A 15,759-nucleotide genomic window follows, 5' to 3' on the forward strand; every position below is an offset into this window, starting at 1 on the left:
ACAAAAGTCCCATCTAGATTGTCGCGCAAGTTCCTCCCAGATCGCCGCGCTATACAAGCAGATCAAGTTCGCGCGCGTTGAAACGGTAAGCAGCGGCTCGGTGGATATTGTTGTTGCAGATATGGTGGTGCGCGTCGGCGGCGATTTTGACCCCGGACAAATGATCCGATTCCCAGAGATTCGCTTCTAGATTTCAGTTTGCGCCGTCGGCAGGCTACCCTCTGGTGATCCTCTTGAGGATGAGATTGAGCAAGGCGCGCAGGCGCGGCAATCTCTTGAGATCCCGATGATAGCCGATCCAGGTGTCGCGGGATGGAGGTTGTTCACCCAAATCGATCAGTCGGAGGCCTGCGGTCGCATCCCCCAGCGGGCGGGGCAGCACCGCCAGCCCGGCGCCAAGGGCACAAAGTCGTGCCTGGATCTCCCGACTGTTGCTTCGGCACACGATCGTCGCGTTCGGAAGAGCCCGCGTCACCCATGCGACATCCGGCATACCGCCGAAAGCGGTGTCCATCAGGATCAACGGGCATCCCGCGCCGTCGCCTCTTCGCGCATTCGGGTGATCTGACCTGGCATAGAGACCGTAGGGAATTGTAACCAGCTTGCGCGCAATCACCTCCGGCTCGTCGAAGGGCGCGATGCGCATGACGATATCCGCTTCGCGGCGGGCGAGACTGTAGAGACGTGGATCGGTCAGTAGTTCAACGGTGACTTTCGGATGGAGTTGAGCGAACTCCGCAAGCACGGGGCTGAGCATGGTCGCGCCGAACCAGTCGGAGCATGACACGCGCAACAAGCCTTCGAGCCCGCCGACACTGCCAGCCAGCTTGCGCTGCATGGAAAGCGCCTCTTCTTCCATGCGGACTGCATGCGCAAACATCGCCTCACCTTCGTCGGTCAGGACGAAACCATCGCTGGTGCGCTGGAACAGCACCAACCCGACCGCTTCTTCGAGCGCGCGGAGCCGCCGGCCCATGGTCGGCTGCGTTTGTTTCAGGCGACGGGCGGCCGCTCCAAGCGTGCCCTCTCGAGCGATCGCGAGGAAGATGGGCAGATCGTTCCATTCAAGAGTGCGCATCGCGTTACCCATACATTTTCGCATGCTTTTCGTGCGATATTTATGATGGTCATGCAATTGAGTTGAGCACATATCTGGGCAATCAACAAGGAGACATGTCCCATGACCAATCCTGCGCAGAGAATGAAGGCCGCGTTCGTTGAGACAAACGACGGCCCCTTCCGCCTTGCCGAAGTTGCTCGCCCGACCGTCAATGCCGGCGAGATTCTCGTCCGTATTCATGCCAGCGGCGTCAATCCACTGGACGCCAAGATCAGAGCGGGTGCCGCAGCCCACGCCCGCCATCCGTTGCCGGCCGTGCTGGGCCTCGACCTGGCCGGCGTAGTGGAGGCGGTGGCTGCCGATGTCACGGCTTTCCGCCCCGGGGATGAGGTTTATGGCATGATCGGCGGTGTCGGCGGCATTCAGGGCACGCTGGCCGAGTATGCCTCCGTCGACGCCAGCCTGCTGGCGATCAAGCCGGCCAATCTGACCATGCGCGAGGCGGCCGCTTTGCCGCTCGTCACTATCACGGCCTGGGAAGGCCTCGTCGATCGCGCAAAGGTCCGGTCGGGACAGACGCTCCTCGTGCAGGGCGGCGCCGGTGGCGTCGGCCATGTCGCGGTCCAGATCGGCCTCGCGCTCGGCGCGACGGTATTCGCGACCGACCGCGCGGCCAAGGCCGATTTTATCCGCTCGATGGGTGCAACGCCTATCGACTATGCCAGCGAGTCGATTGAGGACTATGTCGGTCGCCATACCGGCGGCGCAGGTTTCGATCTGGTGTACGACACCGGCGGTGGCGCCATTCTGGATGCGTCGTTCCAGGCGGTCAAGCGTTTCGGCCATGTGGTGAGCAGCCTTGGCTGGGGCACGCATGCCCTGGCACCGCTTTCGTTCAAGGCCGGAACCTATTCGGGCGTCTTCACCCTTGCGCCGCTTCTCGATGGTGTTGGCCGCGCCCATCATGGCGAGATACTCAAGGCCGCTGCGGCACTGGTCGAGGCCGGCAAGCTCGTTCCGCGCCTTGATCCGCGGGTCTTCTCGTTCGACACTGTGACCGAGGCCCATGCCGCAATTAGCGATCGGACGGCTGCGGGCAAGATCGTCGTTTCCATCGTGGAGGCCTGATCCGCGCCAGGGCGTGCGTCATGGTTCGAAGGAGTAGCCACATGAGGAGCATTGAGGCGTGACCCATTTCATTTCGGATTGCGGCTGATTAAAATGATGCCGCTGGCGAAGTGAACCTTACCGCTGCAGAGCCATGCCCGTTGTTCAATGAGGTTAAGCTCCGGAAAAAAATGCCGCTGGGTCGCGGGCTGTCTCGGCTACATTGTGCGATTGCGCGCGATGCCGCGTCGACGACTGCTCTTTCGCGTTTGTGAAGCCGGCTTTTAGAGCGAGATGATTTTAGGTGGATGGCTGGTTTCCCGTATCGGTATATGCGGCTATGCGGCGGCCGACATCAGCCTAATCCGTACTGCCTGCCGAAGATTTGATGCTCGAAGCGGGCCGCCCACCATGCTCTCTTTCTTCGCCGGAGTAATCAAAGATACGATTGATCAGGAGAGGTAGATATCTTCTACCTGTTCATTTGTTGGTGCTCATGCGCGCAACGAGCCGGCCCTGGATGGTCACCGTCTTGTCTGCCAGGTCAGCGTTGCCTGCCAGTTCGGCCAAGGCTCGCTCCCCCATTTCCGCAAAGGGCAGTGTCACGCTGGAGATTCCCAGGTCCCGCGAGAACTCGCGGTCGTCATAGCCGATAATAGCGAGGTCTTCCGGCACCTTCCGTCCCATATCGCGGGCCGCTGCCATGGCGCCGCGTGCGACGATGTCGTTGTGGCAAAAAATGCCGTCCGGCGGCTCTGAAAGCGCCAACAGGTCGCGTGCTGCGGCATAGCCGCTGGCATGGCCCCAATCGCTGACCCGCTCGAATTGGGTGCCGAGATTCAGGCCGGCCCGGTTGAGCGAACGATGATAACCGGCCAGGCGCTCAATACTGGCGATCTGCCAGGGGTCGCCGGTGATCGTGGCGATGCGCCTGCAGCCGATCTCGATCAGGTGATCGGTCGCAAGCATGCCGCCATGGCGTTCAGCCGGCAGGATGGCAAAACCACTGCTGTCTTCACGGCGGCAATTGACCAGGACGTGGCGAAAATTGCCGAGCGAGGCCGGCGGCGAAACGATGGCCGTGAACGTGTTGGCATAGATGACGCCCTCGACCCCGAAACGGGCAAAGTTTTCAAGGGCCGCAATTTCACGGTCGGCGACGCTGTCGGTCACTTGAAGAACAATCTGCAGCCCTTGCGCATCGGCCCAGTTCTGCAGGCCATAGATCAAGTCGATTGGATAAGCTGCAGAGATTTCGTTGATCAACACGCCAAAGAGCCGCTTTCGCTCGGGATCAAGGTTTTCAATCAGCGGACCCGGCGAATAACCCAGTTCGCGTGCGATCTGCAGCACACGCTGACGCGTCGCCTCCGCGATCCGCACGCCCGGAATGCCGTTCAGGACGAGTGATACGGTCGTGCGCGAAACATTCGCTGCCCGCGCTACATCAACCATTTTGATTCGTTTTTTCATTCCAACCCCTGTTTTGCATAACCTCCTTGACAACAGGATTTTCGTCAAGCAGGTTGCTAAACAAATTTAGCAACCGCTCCTGAAGGCGGTTTCATATCTTCTCGCTGGGCGAACGGACGACGCAGACAAGTGTTTGCGCGGAGGGTTTCGTTTGTCCTTCGGGAACCGGAGGAGGATGTATCGTGACGATTCAGTCGCCTGTCATGGCCGAGTTCGCGCCCAACCTGCAATTTCATCGGGAGGGTTTGATCGATCTTTGCGGCCAGTGGGGCTTTGCTTTTGACGACGCCGATCTCGGCATGCTGGAAGGCTGGTGGAAACGAGCCGATGTCTTCGACAAGGCCATCACAGTCCCCTATCCGCCGGAATCGAAACTCTCCGGGATCGGTGCTCCCGGCTTTCATCCGGTGATCTGGTACCATCGCACTTTCCAAACCCGAAAGCTTGCACGCGATGAGCGCCTGTTTCTCCATTTCGGAGCTGTCGATTATGCTGCAAGCGTCTGGGTCAATGGCCAATGCGTTGCGACCCATCGCGGTGGCCATGTGCCGTTTTCCGCCGACATCACCGGTGTATTGAATGGTGAAGGCGAGCAGACGGTCGTCGTCCGGGCGGAAGATCAGCCGCGGGACGTCCGGGTCCCGCGCGGCAAGCAGGACTGGCTCGAAGACCCCCACGCCATCTGGTATCACCGCACCAGCGGGATTTGGCAGCCTGTCTGGCTGAGTATAGTGCCGGCCCTGCATTTCACCGATATCCATTTCGTCCCCGACCTCATCAACGCCCGGGTCCGTTGCGAGGTCCGGCTCAATGCCGCGCCGATCGAGCCGACCCGGCTGACGTTGAAATTCGGCGTGAAGGGAAAGTCTCTCGCCGAACAGAGCGTCATGCTGGCCGATAGCGAACTGTGCTTCGATATCTCCATTCCGCAGATCGAGCACGGGACTTATCGCGATCACCTTCTCTGGACGCCGGAGAAGCCGAACCTCGTTGACGCAGAGATCACTCTCGAAGGAAAGATGCCGGACCGGGTGAAGAGTTATCTCGGCCTGCGCAGCGTGAGCGTCTGCAATCACCTCTTTCTGCTCAATGAGCATCCCTATTACCTGCGCCTCGTACTCGGGCAGAATTACTGGCCGGAATCGCATCTCGCTGCACCCGATGCCGCCGCCCTGCGCAAGGAGGTGGAACTCATCAAATCCATGGGCTTCAACGGCGTCCGCGTCCATCAGAAGATCGAAGATCCGCGTTTCCTCTATTGGTGCGACGTGCTGGGCCTGCTTGTCTGGGAGGAGATGCCGAGCGCTTATGCCTTCTCCAGTTCCATGATGGAGCGCTTGTCTCAGGAGTGGATGGAGGCGATCCGCCGCGACAAGAGCCACCCGTGCATCGTCGCCTGGGTTCCGTTGAATGAAAGCTGGGGCGTCTCTCATATCGCCACGCGCGAGGATCAGGCCCATTTTGCATCCGCGCTCTATCATATGACCAAGGCGCTCGATCCGAGCCGCCCCGCGATTTCCAATGACGGTTGGGAACTGGTCGAAAGCGACATCTGGTCGGTTCATGACTATGCCCCCGACGGCGAAGGGCTGAGCAGCCGTTTCCACAATCGGGAGGACATGGAGGCCATGCTGAAGGGGATGGGGCCAGCGCGCCGTCGTCTTGTTCTCGGGGGACGGGAACTCGGCGACAAGCCGGTCATGCTGACCGAGTTCGGCGGGCTGAGCTATACCCCGAAGCAAGGGGACAACTGGCATGGTTATTCCACCGTGAGTGATCCCCAGGAGTTCGAGGCTTGCCTGCGCGACCTGTTCCTGGCAATTGCCGCAAGCCCCAATCTGGCCGGCTACTGCTACACGCAGGTAACGGATACGGAGCAGGAGGCGAACGGACTGCTGACCGCCGCCCGCGTTCCGAAACTTCCCCTGGAAACCATTCGTGACATCACCACCATGCCTGCCGCCATCATGCCGCAGGAGAAGGTCGACAACGCCCGTCGCGTGGCGCGCAAGGCCGCCGGTCACGAATAGCCGAATAGATGTTGCGGGAGGCGACAGGATGGAGACGGTACAGACATCCCGATTGTTTTTCAGGCGCAAGCCGGTGCCGGTCGATGCACTCGCGCCGTCTCACCGTGGCGAGGCTCGCACCGCGTTCGTCTTTCTTCTGCCGTGGCTGTTGGGGCTGATCTTTCTGACCGCGCTTCCGATGGTTGGCTCCTTCGTCCTGAGCTTCAGCCATTACGACCTTCTTTCTCCGCCACAGTGGATCGGGCTGGAGAATTATGAGCGTCTCTTCGCACACGATCCCCGCTATCTGAAATCCCTCGAGGTGACGACGACTTATGTGCTCGTCTCGGTGCCACTCTCCATCGCAATGGCGCTGGTGATTGCGGTCGCATTGTCGCAACAGACACCCACCGCCAATCTCTTTCGCGGCATCTTCTATCTGCCCTCGCTGCTCGGCGGCAGCGTCGCAGTCGGCGTGCTGTGGCGCCAGATCTTCGGCGGCAACGGGCTCGTCAACATGATGCTCGGCGGCCTTGGTTTCCAGACCACCAGCTGGATCGGTGATCCGCGCTACGCGCTGTGGACACTCATTATTCTCCACGTCTGGCAGTTCGGTGCGCCCATGGTGATCTTTCTTGCGGGTGTGCGCCAGATCCCGAAGGAGATCGTCGATGCCTCCATCATGGACGGTGCAAGCCCCGTGCAGAGGTTTTTCCGTATCACGTTGCCGCTTCTGAGCCCGCTGATCCTTTTCAATCTCGTGATGCAGACGATCAACGCCTTCCAGGCCTTCGTACCGGCATTCGTGATCAGCGACGGCACCGGCGGACCGATCGACTCGACGCTTTTCTATACGCTCTACCTCTACGTCGAGGGCTTCCGGAACTTCCGTATGGGGTACGCGATGGCAATGGCCTGGGTGCTGCTCGCGATCATCGCCGTCTTCACCGCGATCTCCTTCTACGCCTCGCGCTTCTGGGTCCATTACGAGAGCTGACAGAGATGAGTACGATCACGGATATCAACACCGCTGTTCCGATCCGCCGCATCCTCCGCGTCGGCCTGCTCGCCGCTGTTGCACTGTTGATGAGTTATCCGCTGCTCTGGCTGGTATCGAGCTCTTTCAAACCGGAAAGCATCATCTTCAGCGACGCGGGCTTCGATCTCAACCACTTCACCCTCCAGAATTATATCGAAGGCTGGGCCAAGCTTGGAATGCCGTTCGGCGTCTTCATGCTGAATTCGGCGTTCATCTGCCTGCTTGCAATCCTCGGGAACCTCTTTTCCTGTTCGCTCGCTGCCTATGCCTTCGCCAGGCTGCAGTTTCCCTTTTCCAAGACGGCCTTCGCGATCATGCTGGTGACCCTGATGCTGCCGATGCATGTCACCATCCTGCCGCAATATATCGCGTTCCAGAGCGTCGGCGCCGTCAATACGGTTCTGCCTCTGGTTTTGCCGAAGTTCTTCGCGGTCGACGCCTTCTTCATCTTTCTGCTGGTCCAGTTCATTCGCGGCATTCCACGCGATCTGGACCATGCGGCTGAAATGGACGGCTGCAACAAGTACCAGATCTTCTGGTACATCATCTTTCCCGTCTGTCGGCCAGCTCTGGTCCTCGTTGCCATCTTCTCGTTCCTCTGGACCTGGAACGACTTCTTTTCGCAGCTCATCTACTTGAGCTCGGCCGAGAACTACACGGCGCCGCTGGCTCTCAATCTGTTCATCGATGCGACGAGCGGCGAATCCGCCTGGGGCATGCTCTTTGCGATGTCGGTGATAACCCTGCTGCCGCTCTTCGTGCTGTTCATGCTGTTCCAGCGGCAGCTCGCTGAGGGCATCGCGACGACTGGCCTCAAGGGCTAGGTCCGGCGGAACGCGTGATTATGAGGAGGAATGAAATAATGAGGAGGAGTGAAATGAGTTCAAGGAAATCCGGCCTTTCCCTCGACCGGCGGCAATTGCTGAAAGTCAGCGTCGGCGGCACGGCCGCCCTTTGGCTGGGGCTCGGCGAGCAGGCTCTTGCCGCGAATGGCGGGGTGAAGGGGTCCTGGTATGGGGGGCAGGATACTCATGAGCGCATGCAGAAAGCGCTCAAGCTGTTTACCGAGAAAAATCCCGACATCCCGACTACGGTCGAATTCGCGCCTTTCAACGAGTTCTGGGACCGCTTGCCGGTGCAATATGCGGGCGGAGGGGCGCCGGACATGCACCGGCATTCGATGACCTATCTCTACAGCTATATCAAGCGCGGGCTGCTTGCCGATCTTGCTCCTTATATCGGCTCGACCATCGACATCTCCAAGCTCTATCCCGGTGTTGTCGATATCGGGACGATGAACGGCAAGACCAATGCAATCGGCAACAATCAGATCGCGTTCGCGCTTTTCTACAACAAGGAAAAGCTGGACAAGGCTGGTGTTACCGGCAAGCTCGACAATCTGACGTGGGACGGCTTCCGCGAAATTTCCATCGCGCTCGGGAAGGCCGGCGGCAATCAACACTACGGTACTAATGACAGCGGCGGTGTGCTGGCATTTCTCGAATTGTTCGTAACCCAGCGCGGCAAGTCGCTGTATGCCGAAAACGCGCTTGGCTTCGAACAGCAGGACCTCGCCGACTGGTTTGCCTTCTGGCAATCCATGCGTGATGAGCAGGGCGCTCCGCCGCCTGCCATTACCTCGGAAAGCACCGGCTTTCAGAACGCGCCCATGGTGCGCGACATGGCGGCTATGCAGACCGGCTGGTGCCAGCAACTCGTCTTCTTCCAGGCGCTGATGAAGCAGGAACTCGGCATTCACGCCTGCCCAAGCCCGGCGGAAGGCCCCGACAATGGCCATCTCATCCGCGCGCTCGACTTCTGGGCCGTGCCGGCGCGTTCGAAGAATGTCGACAAGGCAGCAAAGCTCATCGATTTCCTGCTGAACGACGAGGAAGCAATCGAAATCCTGGGGCTGACGCTCGGCGGTCCCGCCTCTGACAAGGCTTCCGATATTCTGTCGAAGTCCGTCGACAAGACGAGCGGAATGGTTCTCGACTATCTGAAGGGCCTGCGGGCTCATGCGTCGAAGAAGACGCCGGGATGGATCGCCGGCCATGGGGAACTGGAATCACTCCTGAAGCGCCTCAACGAGTCGATCGGTTTTGCCCAGACGACGCCCAAGGACGCTGCAGATGAGTTCTTCTCGCAGGCGGTTTCTATCCTCAGATGACGTGATGACGGCGGGCGACGCGTCCGCCGTCGCCTAATCAATGGAGCATGTCCGTGAATAGCAAACCCAATATCGTGCTGATCATGACAGATCAGCAACGGGCTGACTTCTTCGCCTCTGAAGGTTTTCCCGTCGATACCATGCCGCGTGTCGAGGCGCTCGGCCGGTCGGGCATGCGCTTCCGCCGCGCCTACACACCGATGCCTACCTGCACGCCCGCCCGCACCAGCCTGATGACCGGGCGTTTTCCCAAGGCGACGCGTGTCAAGCAGAACTGGTCGCCGCAAGAGAATGTCACCTATGCCTTCGATCTGCCGCAGGTTCTCCGCGCGGCCGGCTATACGGTCAATCTGGCCGGCAAGAACCATAGTTATCTCGCTGCTGAGGATTTCGATTTCTATGGCGGTCCCTATAGCCACACGGACGGGCCCACGAACGGTGCAATGCCGCTTGCGAAGGAGTTCGACAAATGGCTCTTCGATCTCGACCATCATGTCTCGGCTGAGCCGACGCCGTTCCCGCTGGCAACCCAGCTTTGCTCCCGCGTTGTCGACGACGCCATACGTTGCGTCGACGACAATAGGGAAAAGCCCTTTTTCCTTTGGCTTTCCTTGCCGGAACCCCACAATCCGTATCAGGCGCCGGAACCCTACTTTTCCATGTTCCCGCCCGAGCAGATGCCCGGCCGTTGCGGTTCGCGCGAAACCGCCATTACACGCGGAGGTCAGTGGCGATGGCTCGCCGATCTCTTCGAGGAAAAGCGCCCCGGTTATGATGCCGAATGGCGGCGTTATCGTGCGGTCTATGCCGGGATGATCCGTATGCTGGACGATCAGATAGCCCGTTTTCTCGATCATCTCGATGCGAAGGGTCTCGCCGACGATACGGTCCTGATCTTCGTCTCCGATCATGGCGACTATGCCGGCGACTACGGTCTGCAACGGAAGGGTGCGGGCCTGCCGGAATGCCTGATCCGCGTGCCGATGTTGTTCAGCGGACCCGGCATCGTCGCGCAGGAGAACGGAACCGACTTCGTCTCGCTTGTCGATATCTTCCCGACCATCTGCGAGATGATCGGTTCGCCGATTCCTGCCGGCGTCCAGGGCCGCAGCCTCTGGCCGATGCTGACGGGGGCCGAATATCCGAAGCGCGAATTCGACAGCATCTATTCCGAGCTGGGAATAGGCGACCTGCCTTACGAGCCGGGCGAACGGCCGGAACTCCATTTTCCCTATGAGGGCCGAAAGCTCGACGAACTGAATGCCGCGACACAGAGCGGGAACCTGAAGATGGTCCGCAGGGGCGACTTCAAGCTGACTTTCGATGTGATGGGCCGGGCCGAGCTATTCGATCTCAGCCGGGACCCTGGCGAGCTTCACGATCTTTACGGCGACCCGAGCCATGCCGCCACAAAGGCGGAGATGCTCGAGGCCCTCCTCGCCTGGGCGATACGCACGGAGGACAGCCTCCCGCGCGCCAAATACATCCCCAAGGTCGCCAGGCACGGCTGGTACTGGCTGGGCGAGAATGCAGGAGCAGGACAATGACCGCAATCAGCCTCAAGGATATCCGCAAGTCGTACGGCTCGCTGGAGGTGATCAGCAGCATCGACCTCGATATCGAACGGGGAGAGTTCGTCGTCTTCGTTGGACCGTCGGGTTGCGGAAAGTCGACGCTGCTGCGGATGATCGCGGGCCTCGAAGGTATCAACTCGGGCGACCTTATGATCGGAGACGTGCGCGCCAACGACGTACCTCCTTCCCAGCGCGGCATCGCCATGGTCTTCCAGTCGTATGCGCTCTATCCGCATATGGATGTCTACGACAATCTTGCGTTCAGTCTGAAGATCGCTCATGTCGACAAGGCGGAGATCGACCGCCGCGTCCGGCTCGCCGCGGAGATGTTGCAGCTTGAACCCTATCTCAAGCGCCGCCCGCGCCAGCTCTCCGGTGGCCAGCGCCAGCGCGTCGCGATCGGCCGCGCCATCGTGCGCGAGGCCGAGGTCTTTCTGTTCGACGAACCCCTGTCCAATCTCGATGCTGCGCTGAGGGTCGCCACCCGTATCGAGATCGCCAGGTTGAAAGAACGGCTCCCGGACACGACGATGATCTATGTCACCCACGACCAGGTCGAGGCGATGACGCTGGCCGACCGGATCGTCGTCCTGAACGGCGGCCGCATCGAACAGGTCGGCCGGCCCGTCGAGCTCTACGACAGCCCCCGGAACGTGTTCGTGGCCGGCTTCATCGGCTCGCCGGCCATGAACTTCCTGCCGGTCGATCTGGTGTTCGAGGGCGATGTCGCGCGCATTGCGCGCAGTGGCAAGCCTCTTCCGCTCGTTCGCTTCGCGGCCGGTGGCCGGACAGGCTGCGAGCGAGGCATCCTCGGCATCCGGCCCGAGCATATGCGGATCGGCACGGCCGAGCAGGCGCTGATTTCCGGACCGGTCGATCTGGTCGAACATCTGGGAGAGGTGACGATTGCCTATCTGCGGCTGTCCGACGATATTTCCGTAACCGTCAAGTTCGAGCGTACACGGGATTTGAAGAAAGGGGAGGTCCTGCACCTGACCGCCGATCCGGCCGATCTTCACGCCTTCGATCAATCGGGCTTGGCGCTGGCTCGTCCTGGCGGCGTTGAGGCAAGTGCTTAGACAGGAGCCGGAGAGACGCCGCACAGGCGGAAAGCAGGCATGGCAAAGTTTCGCTATTCCAACGGTCGTCAACCCGCCGTGAAATAGAGGATCGTTTCGCCATACCGGCATCCGGCCGCTTAACTGTTTTCCTTGCTGCGATAAATGTCCGGCAGGATGAAGATTTCGTCGGCGCGGCCGTATCCACCGTCCTTGACTTCCTCGATCAGGACCATCGTATGCGGTCGCGCTGCCTCGCTGAAATATTCGACGAGCATGTCCGTTGCGCGATGCACGATCTCTTCTTTCTGTGCGCGGCTAAGGGCGCCTTCCGGTGTCTTGATGTTCACGAATGGCATGGGGTTCTCCTGGTTCCTGAGGTATTAAATCATGCCGCCATTGGCGCGGATCACCTGACCGTTTATCCAGCCGCTTTGCGGGCTGGCGAGGAAGGCGACGACCGAGGCGATGTCATCCGGTTGGCCGAGACGGCCGAGCGGAATTGTCCGGGTGATGTTCTGCACCAATTCGTCGGACTTGCCCGTCATGAACATATCGGTTTCCACGGGGCCCGGTGCGACCGTGTTGACGGTGATCTTGCGCCGGCCGAGTTCCTTGGAGGCGACATGGGTCATGGCTTCGACGCCGGCCTTGCTGGCGGCATAGGCGCCGTAGGCCGGCCCATAAACGCCAACGACGCTGGAGGAAAAGTTGATGATGCGGCCGTCGTCGCGGAGCCGGCGGCCCGCTTCGCGAATGCTGCGGAACGTGCCGGTCAGGTTGACGGCAATATGCTGCTCGAAGGTTGCGTCATCCATGTCGGCAAGCGGCGCGAGCTTCATCATGCCAGCGTTGTTGACGAGGATGTCGACACCGCCGAAGCTTTTCTCCGCGGCGTCGAACAGATCGGCGGCAGCGGTCGGACTACCGATATCCGCCTGTACGGCAACCGCCTTGCCGCCGCTCCTTTCGATCTCGGTGACGACCGCGTCGGCAGCCTTGCGGCTTGTCGCGTAGTTCACCACGACGGCGATGCCGTCTCTTGCGAGCCGGAGCGCAATGGCTCGGCCGATGCCCTTCGATGCGCCGGTGACGATCGCGACGCGTTGTCCGTTGGTAGTCATGGCAAATTCTCCTTCGTTGATGAGCAAGAGATATTGCTGACACCAATCGAGAACAATTGTGAGCGAATTGACATGAGAATTCGTGTGTGGTGAACAAAGCCATGGATCGTCTCGACCGCATGCAGCTCTTCACCCGAATTGTGGAACGGCGTAGCTTTTCCGCTGCCGCTTCCGATCTCGGCCTTGCCCGCTCAACCGTGACCGAGTCGATCAAGCAACTGGAGGATGATATCGGCGTGCGGCTTCTCGAGCGGACGACCCGCCACGTTACGACGACGCTGGATGGCCGCGCCTTTTACGAGCGGTGTCTGGCGATCCTTGCCGAAGTCGACGAGGCGGAGAACATTTTTCGAGATGCCCAGCCGCGCGGCCTGCTCAGGGTCGATGCGCACGGATTTCTCACCCGTACGTTTCTGCTGCCGCGGCTCCACGAATTCCTCGACCGTTATCCGCTGCTCGAACTGCAGATCGGCCAGGGCGACCGATTGGTGGATCTTGTGCGCGAAGGAGTCGATTGCGTCATCCGCGCCGGCGAGGTGGCCGACAGCGGGTTGATCATGCGGCGGCTGGGCACGATCAGCGAAATCACCTGCGCCAGCCCGGCTTATATCGAAAGGCACGGCATGCCGCAGTCGCCCGATGCGCTGGCCGGGCATGCAGCGGTCGGTTTCATCTCGTCTCGCACCGGGCAGATCATGCCATTGGAATTCATGGTTGGGGGCGAAGTGCGTTATGTCACCCTGCCGGCCCGGTTGACGGTCAACAATTCCGACACGCTGATCGATCTCGCGCGACGGGGCTATGGCCTCATGCAGGCACCGCGCTACCGCCTGCAGCTGGATATCGACGAGGGCGCCTTGGTCGAGGTTCTCGCCAGCTTTCCGCCACCGCCGACACTGCTTTCGGCGCTCTACCCGCAGAACCGCCAGCTTTCGCCGCGGGTGCGCGTCTTCATCGACTGGATTGTCAAGGTGTTCGCCGAAGCAGGGCTTTAAGCTCAGCCAGGTTCATTTCCGCCACGCTACGATTCTCGGCGTGAAGACTTGTACGATCTCGCCCTTCTGGTTGATCGTCTCGCTGCGGAAGGTGACGAGCCCGCGCTCGGGCCGCGAGCGCGAAGGCGCGATACTCACCACCTCGCTTTCGACATGGATACGGTCGCCGGGCCATGTGGCGCGCGGCCAGGAGATTTCCCCGCCCGCGCCGATCAGCCCGCCGGCAAGCGGCAGGCTCTGCACCAAGAGCCGCATGGTGATCGCGGCCGTATGCCAGCCGCTGGCCGCAAGCTTGCCGAACAGGCTGTTGCGCGCCAGTTCCTCGTCGAGATGGAAGAACTGCGGATCGTAGCGTCCGGCGAATTCACGGATTTCGTCAAGTTCCATCACATGGGAAGGGCTGGTGAAACGCTGTCCGAGTTCGAGGTCGTTGAGATAGAGCTTCACCGTCTGCGCATCGTCGGTCATTTCGCTTTTCTCCTCAGCCGGCCAGCGTCCCGTCCGGGGAGCGCCTGGCGTATTCGTCGAGAACGATCTGGCGGATCGCGGTCTTGAGCAGCTTGCCGGTCGCCGTATGCGGCAGTTCCTCGACCACGATCACGTCGTCGGGAATGCTCCACTTGGCGATCTTGCCGGTATAGACGTCGAGCATGTCGTGGCGGGTGAAGGTCTGGCCGGGCTTCACCACCACCACGAGGACCGGACGCTCGCCCCAGCGGGCGTCGGGCGCGGCGACCACGGCCGCTTCCTTGATCGCCGGATGGGCCTGCGCGATGTTTTCGAGCTCGATCGAGCTGATCCACTCGCCCCCGGATTTCACCACGTCCTTGGTCCGGTCGACGATCTGCACGAAGCCGTCAGCGTCCATGGTGACGACGTCACCGGTGTCGAACCAGCCTTCGACGGCATGCGCCGGGCTCTCCGGCGTGTTGTAGTATCCGGCGGCGATCCAGGGGCCGCGCACCAGCATGGCGCCGAAGGCCTTGCCGTCGCGCGCCACCGGCTTGCCGTCGCTGCCGTCGACGCGGAACTCCATGCCGAACAGCGGACGGCCCTGCTTGGATTCGAGCATGAGCCTCTGCTCCGCCGAAAGCGACTGGTGCTTCGGAAGAAGCGTTGCCGCAAGCCCGATCGGGCTTGTTTCCGTCATGCCCCAGGCATGACGAACCGTGACCCCCATGTTGTGAAAGCGGCTGATCATGATCGGCGGCGAGGCGGAACCGCCAATGGCGACGCGCTTCAGCGTCGAGAAGCTCTGGCCGTGGGCGTCCATCCAGTCGAGCAGACCGAGCCAGACCGTCGGCACGCCGGCGGTAAAGGTGATGCCCTCGCTTTCGAACAGTGAGTGCAGGCTAGCACCGTCGAGGTTCGGGCCGGGCATGACCAGCTTTGCGCCGACCATCGGGGCGGCAAAGGGCAGGCCCCAGGCATTGACATGGAACATCGGCACGACAGGTACCACGGCATCCGTGGCGGAGAGATTCAAGACATCGGGAAAGCTGATCGCCATGGCATGCAGCACGCTGGAGCGGTGACTGTAAAGCACGCCCTTCGGGTCGCCGGTGGTGCCGGAGGTGTAGCACAGGCCCGACGCCGTATTCTCGTCGAACTCCGGCCAGTCGAATTCGTCGGATTCAGCCGCGATCAGCGTTTCGTAGCAGACGAGGTTCGGTAGAACCTCCGACTTCGGCATATGCGCCTCATCGGTCATGATGACCACGGCCGTCAGCGGCGCCAGTCGGTCGGCCAGCGCTTCGAGGATCGGCAGGAAGGTGAGGTCGGAGAAGAGCACGCTGTCGCCGGCATGTTCGATGATGTAGCCGATCTGCTCGCGGAAGAGGCGCGGATTGATCGTGTGGCAAACGAAGCCCGATCCGGAAACGCCGTAGTAAAGCTCCATATGCCGGTAGCCGTTCCAGGCAAGCGTGCCCACCCGGTCGCCATGCTGCAGGCCGAGCTTCTGCAGAGCGTTGGCGAGCTTCTGGCTGCGCTTCGAAAGATCGGCGTAGGTGTAGCGATGGACGGGGCCTTCAACGGTCTTCGAGACCACTTCCGTGCCGCCGTGATAGGTCGCTGCGTGACGCAGGATCGATGACACGAGCAGCGGTGCATTCATCATCATGCCAAGCATGGTCTTCTCCTCCCAGGGA

Annotated in this window: 14 protein-coding genes and 1 pseudogene; 9 read left to right on the forward strand and 6 right to left on the reverse strand. The window is 60.9% G+C overall.

Annotated features, from left to right (window positions below; genetic code table 11):
• A pseudogene (locus tag JL39_RS32310) lies at positions 1 to 190 on the forward strand (hypothetical protein); the annotation flags it as partial.
• A gap of 24 nt (positions 191 to 214) precedes the next feature.
• Here JL39_RS32310 and JL39_RS22890 read toward each other — a convergent pair.
• A complete protein-coding gene (locus JL39_RS22890; RefSeq protein ID WP_037157195.1) occupies positions 215 to 1,078 on the reverse strand; it encodes a LysR family transcriptional regulator in 864 nt (287 codons plus the stop codon).
• Between the two features lie 102 nt (positions 1,079 to 1,180).
• Between JL39_RS22890 and JL39_RS22895 the strand changes: the two genes are divergently transcribed.
• The gene (locus tag JL39_RS22895; protein WP_037156321.1) at positions 1,181 to 2,188 is read left to right on the forward strand and encodes a zinc-dependent alcohol dehydrogenase family protein; all 1,008 of its coding nucleotides are present in this window, start codon (positions 1,181 to 1,183) and stop codon (positions 2,186 to 2,188) included.
• Between the two features lie 459 nt (positions 2,189 to 2,647).
• Here JL39_RS22895 and JL39_RS22900 read toward each other — a convergent pair whose 3' ends face one another.
• Positions 2,648 to 3,688: a LacI family DNA-binding transcriptional regulator gene (locus JL39_RS22900; RefSeq protein WP_152601241.1), complete on the reverse strand. Its 1,041-nt coding sequence runs from the start codon at positions 3,686 to 3,688 to the stop codon at positions 2,648 to 2,650.
• 134 nt (positions 3,689 to 3,822) lie between these two features.
• Between JL39_RS22900 and JL39_RS22905 the strand changes: the two genes are divergently transcribed.
• The 6 genes from JL39_RS22905 to ugpC are packed head-to-tail and all read left to right on the forward strand — an operon-like array spanning position 3,823 to position 11,511.
• Complete coding sequence (locus tag JL39_RS22905) at positions 3,823 to 5,670, forward strand: sugar-binding domain-containing protein (protein WP_200883997.1); 1,848 nt, start codon at positions 3,823 to 3,825, stop codon at positions 5,668 to 5,670.
• A 28-nt stretch (positions 5,671 to 5,698) separates the two neighbouring features.
• Complete coding sequence (locus JL39_RS22910) at positions 5,699 to 6,646, forward strand: sugar ABC transporter permease (protein WP_037156324.1); 948 nt, start codon at positions 5,699 to 5,701, stop codon at positions 6,644 to 6,646.
• Positions 6,647 to 6,651: 5 nt separating this feature from the next.
• Entirely contained in the window at positions 6,652 to 7,512 is an 861-nt protein-coding gene (locus JL39_RS22915; RefSeq protein ID WP_052183074.1) for a carbohydrate ABC transporter permease, read from the forward strand.
• A gap of 53 nt (positions 7,513 to 7,565) precedes the next feature.
• Positions 7,566 to 8,858 carry an extracellular solute-binding protein gene (locus JL39_RS22920; RefSeq protein WP_037156326.1) on the forward strand — a complete coding sequence of 431 codons (1,293 nt, stop codon included), beginning with the start codon at positions 7,566 to 7,568 and terminating at the stop codon, positions 8,856 to 8,858.
• A 53-nt stretch (positions 8,859 to 8,911) separates the two neighbouring features.
• Positions 8,912 to 10,405 carry a sulfatase-like hydrolase/transferase gene (locus JL39_RS22925; RefSeq protein ID WP_200883998.1) on the forward strand — a complete coding sequence of 498 codons (1,494 nt, stop codon included), beginning with the start codon at positions 8,912 to 8,914 and terminating at the stop codon, positions 10,403 to 10,405.
• On the forward strand, positions 10,402 to 11,511 hold the full coding sequence (gene ugpC, locus JL39_RS22930; RefSeq protein WP_037156328.1) for a sn-glycerol-3-phosphate ABC transporter ATP-binding protein UgpC: 1,110 nt from the start codon (positions 10,402 to 10,404) through the stop codon (positions 11,509 to 11,511). The genes JL39_RS22925 and ugpC overlap by 4 nt, the downstream gene beginning before the upstream one ends.
• 119 nt (positions 11,512 to 11,630) lie before the next feature.
• Here the strand turns inward: ugpC and JL39_RS22935 are convergent, their stop codons facing one another.
• Positions 11,631 to 11,849: a 4-oxalocrotonate tautomerase family protein gene (locus JL39_RS22935; protein ID WP_037156329.1), complete on the reverse strand. Its 219-nt coding sequence runs from the start codon at positions 11,847 to 11,849 to the stop codon at positions 11,631 to 11,633.
• A 24-nt stretch (positions 11,850 to 11,873) separates the two neighbouring features.
• Entirely contained in the window at positions 11,874 to 12,614 is a 741-nt protein-coding gene (locus tag JL39_RS22940) for an SDR family oxidoreductase (protein WP_037156330.1), read from the reverse strand.
• A 101-nt stretch (positions 12,615 to 12,715) separates the two neighbouring features.
• Here JL39_RS22940 and JL39_RS22945 point away from each other — a divergent pair, with 101 nt between their 5' ends.
• Entirely contained in the window at positions 12,716 to 13,609 is an 894-nt protein-coding gene (locus JL39_RS22945) for a LysR family transcriptional regulator (protein WP_037156331.1), read from the forward strand.
• Between the two features lie 12 nt (positions 13,610 to 13,621).
• Here JL39_RS22945 and JL39_RS22950 read toward each other — a convergent pair whose 3' ends face one another.
• Together JL39_RS22950 and JL39_RS22955 are read right to left on the reverse strand one after the other, a co-directional pair.
• Positions 13,622 to 14,077 (reverse strand): MaoC family dehydratase, encoded by a 456-nt coding sequence (locus JL39_RS22950; RefSeq protein WP_037156332.1) that lies wholly within the window; start codon positions 14,075 to 14,077, stop codon positions 13,622 to 13,624.
• Between the two features lie 13 nt (positions 14,078 to 14,090).
• Positions 14,091 to 15,740: a long-chain-fatty-acid--CoA ligase gene (locus JL39_RS22955; protein WP_037156334.1), complete on the reverse strand. Its 1,650-nt coding sequence runs from the start codon at positions 15,738 to 15,740 to the stop codon at positions 14,091 to 14,093.
• Positions 15,741 to 15,759 lie beyond the last annotated feature (19 nt).

The sequence above is a fragment of the Rhizobium sp. YS-1r genome (genome assembly GCF_000757525.1).
GTDB classification, from domain to species: domain Bacteria; phylum Pseudomonadota; class Alphaproteobacteria; order Rhizobiales; family Rhizobiaceae; genus Neorhizobium; species Neorhizobium petrolearium.

Excerpts from the sequence above, each read along its gene's own strand:
- JL39_RS22915 (WP_052183074.1), top strand. The coding sequence starts at position 6,652 with ATGAGTACGATCACGGATATCAACACCGCTGTTCCGATCCGCCGCATC.
- JL39_RS22895 (WP_037156321.1), top strand. The coding sequence starts at position 1,181 with ATGACCAATCCTGCGCAGAGAATGAAGGCCGCGTTCGTTGAGACAAAC.
- JL39_RS22910 (WP_037156324.1), top strand. The coding sequence starts at position 5,699 with ATGGAGACGGTACAGACATCCCGATTGTTTTTCAGGCGCAAGCCGGTG.
- JL39_RS22955 (WP_037156334.1), bottom strand. The coding sequence starts at position 15,740 with ATGCTTGGCATGATGATGAATGCACCGCTGCTCGTGTCATCGATCCTG.
- JL39_RS22945 (WP_037156331.1), top strand. The coding sequence starts at position 12,716 with ATGGATCGTCTCGACCGCATGCAGCTCTTCACCCGAATTGTGGAACGG.
- JL39_RS22935 (WP_037156329.1), bottom strand. The coding sequence starts at position 11,849 with ATGCCATTCGTGAACATCAAGACACCGGAAGGCGCCCTTAGCCGCGCA.
- JL39_RS22940 (WP_037156330.1), bottom strand. The coding sequence starts at position 12,614 with ATGACTACCAACGGACAACGCGTCGCGATCGTCACCGGCGCATCGAAG.
- JL39_RS22920 (WP_037156326.1), top strand. The coding sequence starts at position 7,566 with ATGAGTTCAAGGAAATCCGGCCTTTCCCTCGACCGGCGGCAATTGCTG.
- JL39_RS22890 (WP_037157195.1), bottom strand. The coding sequence starts at position 1,078 with ATGCGCACTCTTGAATGGAACGATCTGCCCATCTTCCTCGCGATCGCT.
- JL39_RS22950 (WP_037156332.1), bottom strand. The coding sequence starts at position 14,077 with ATGACCGACGATGCGCAGACGGTGAAGCTCTATCTCAACGACCTCGAA.
- ugpC (WP_037156328.1), top strand. The coding sequence starts at position 10,402 with ATGACCGCAATCAGCCTCAAGGATATCCGCAAGTCGTACGGCTCGCTG.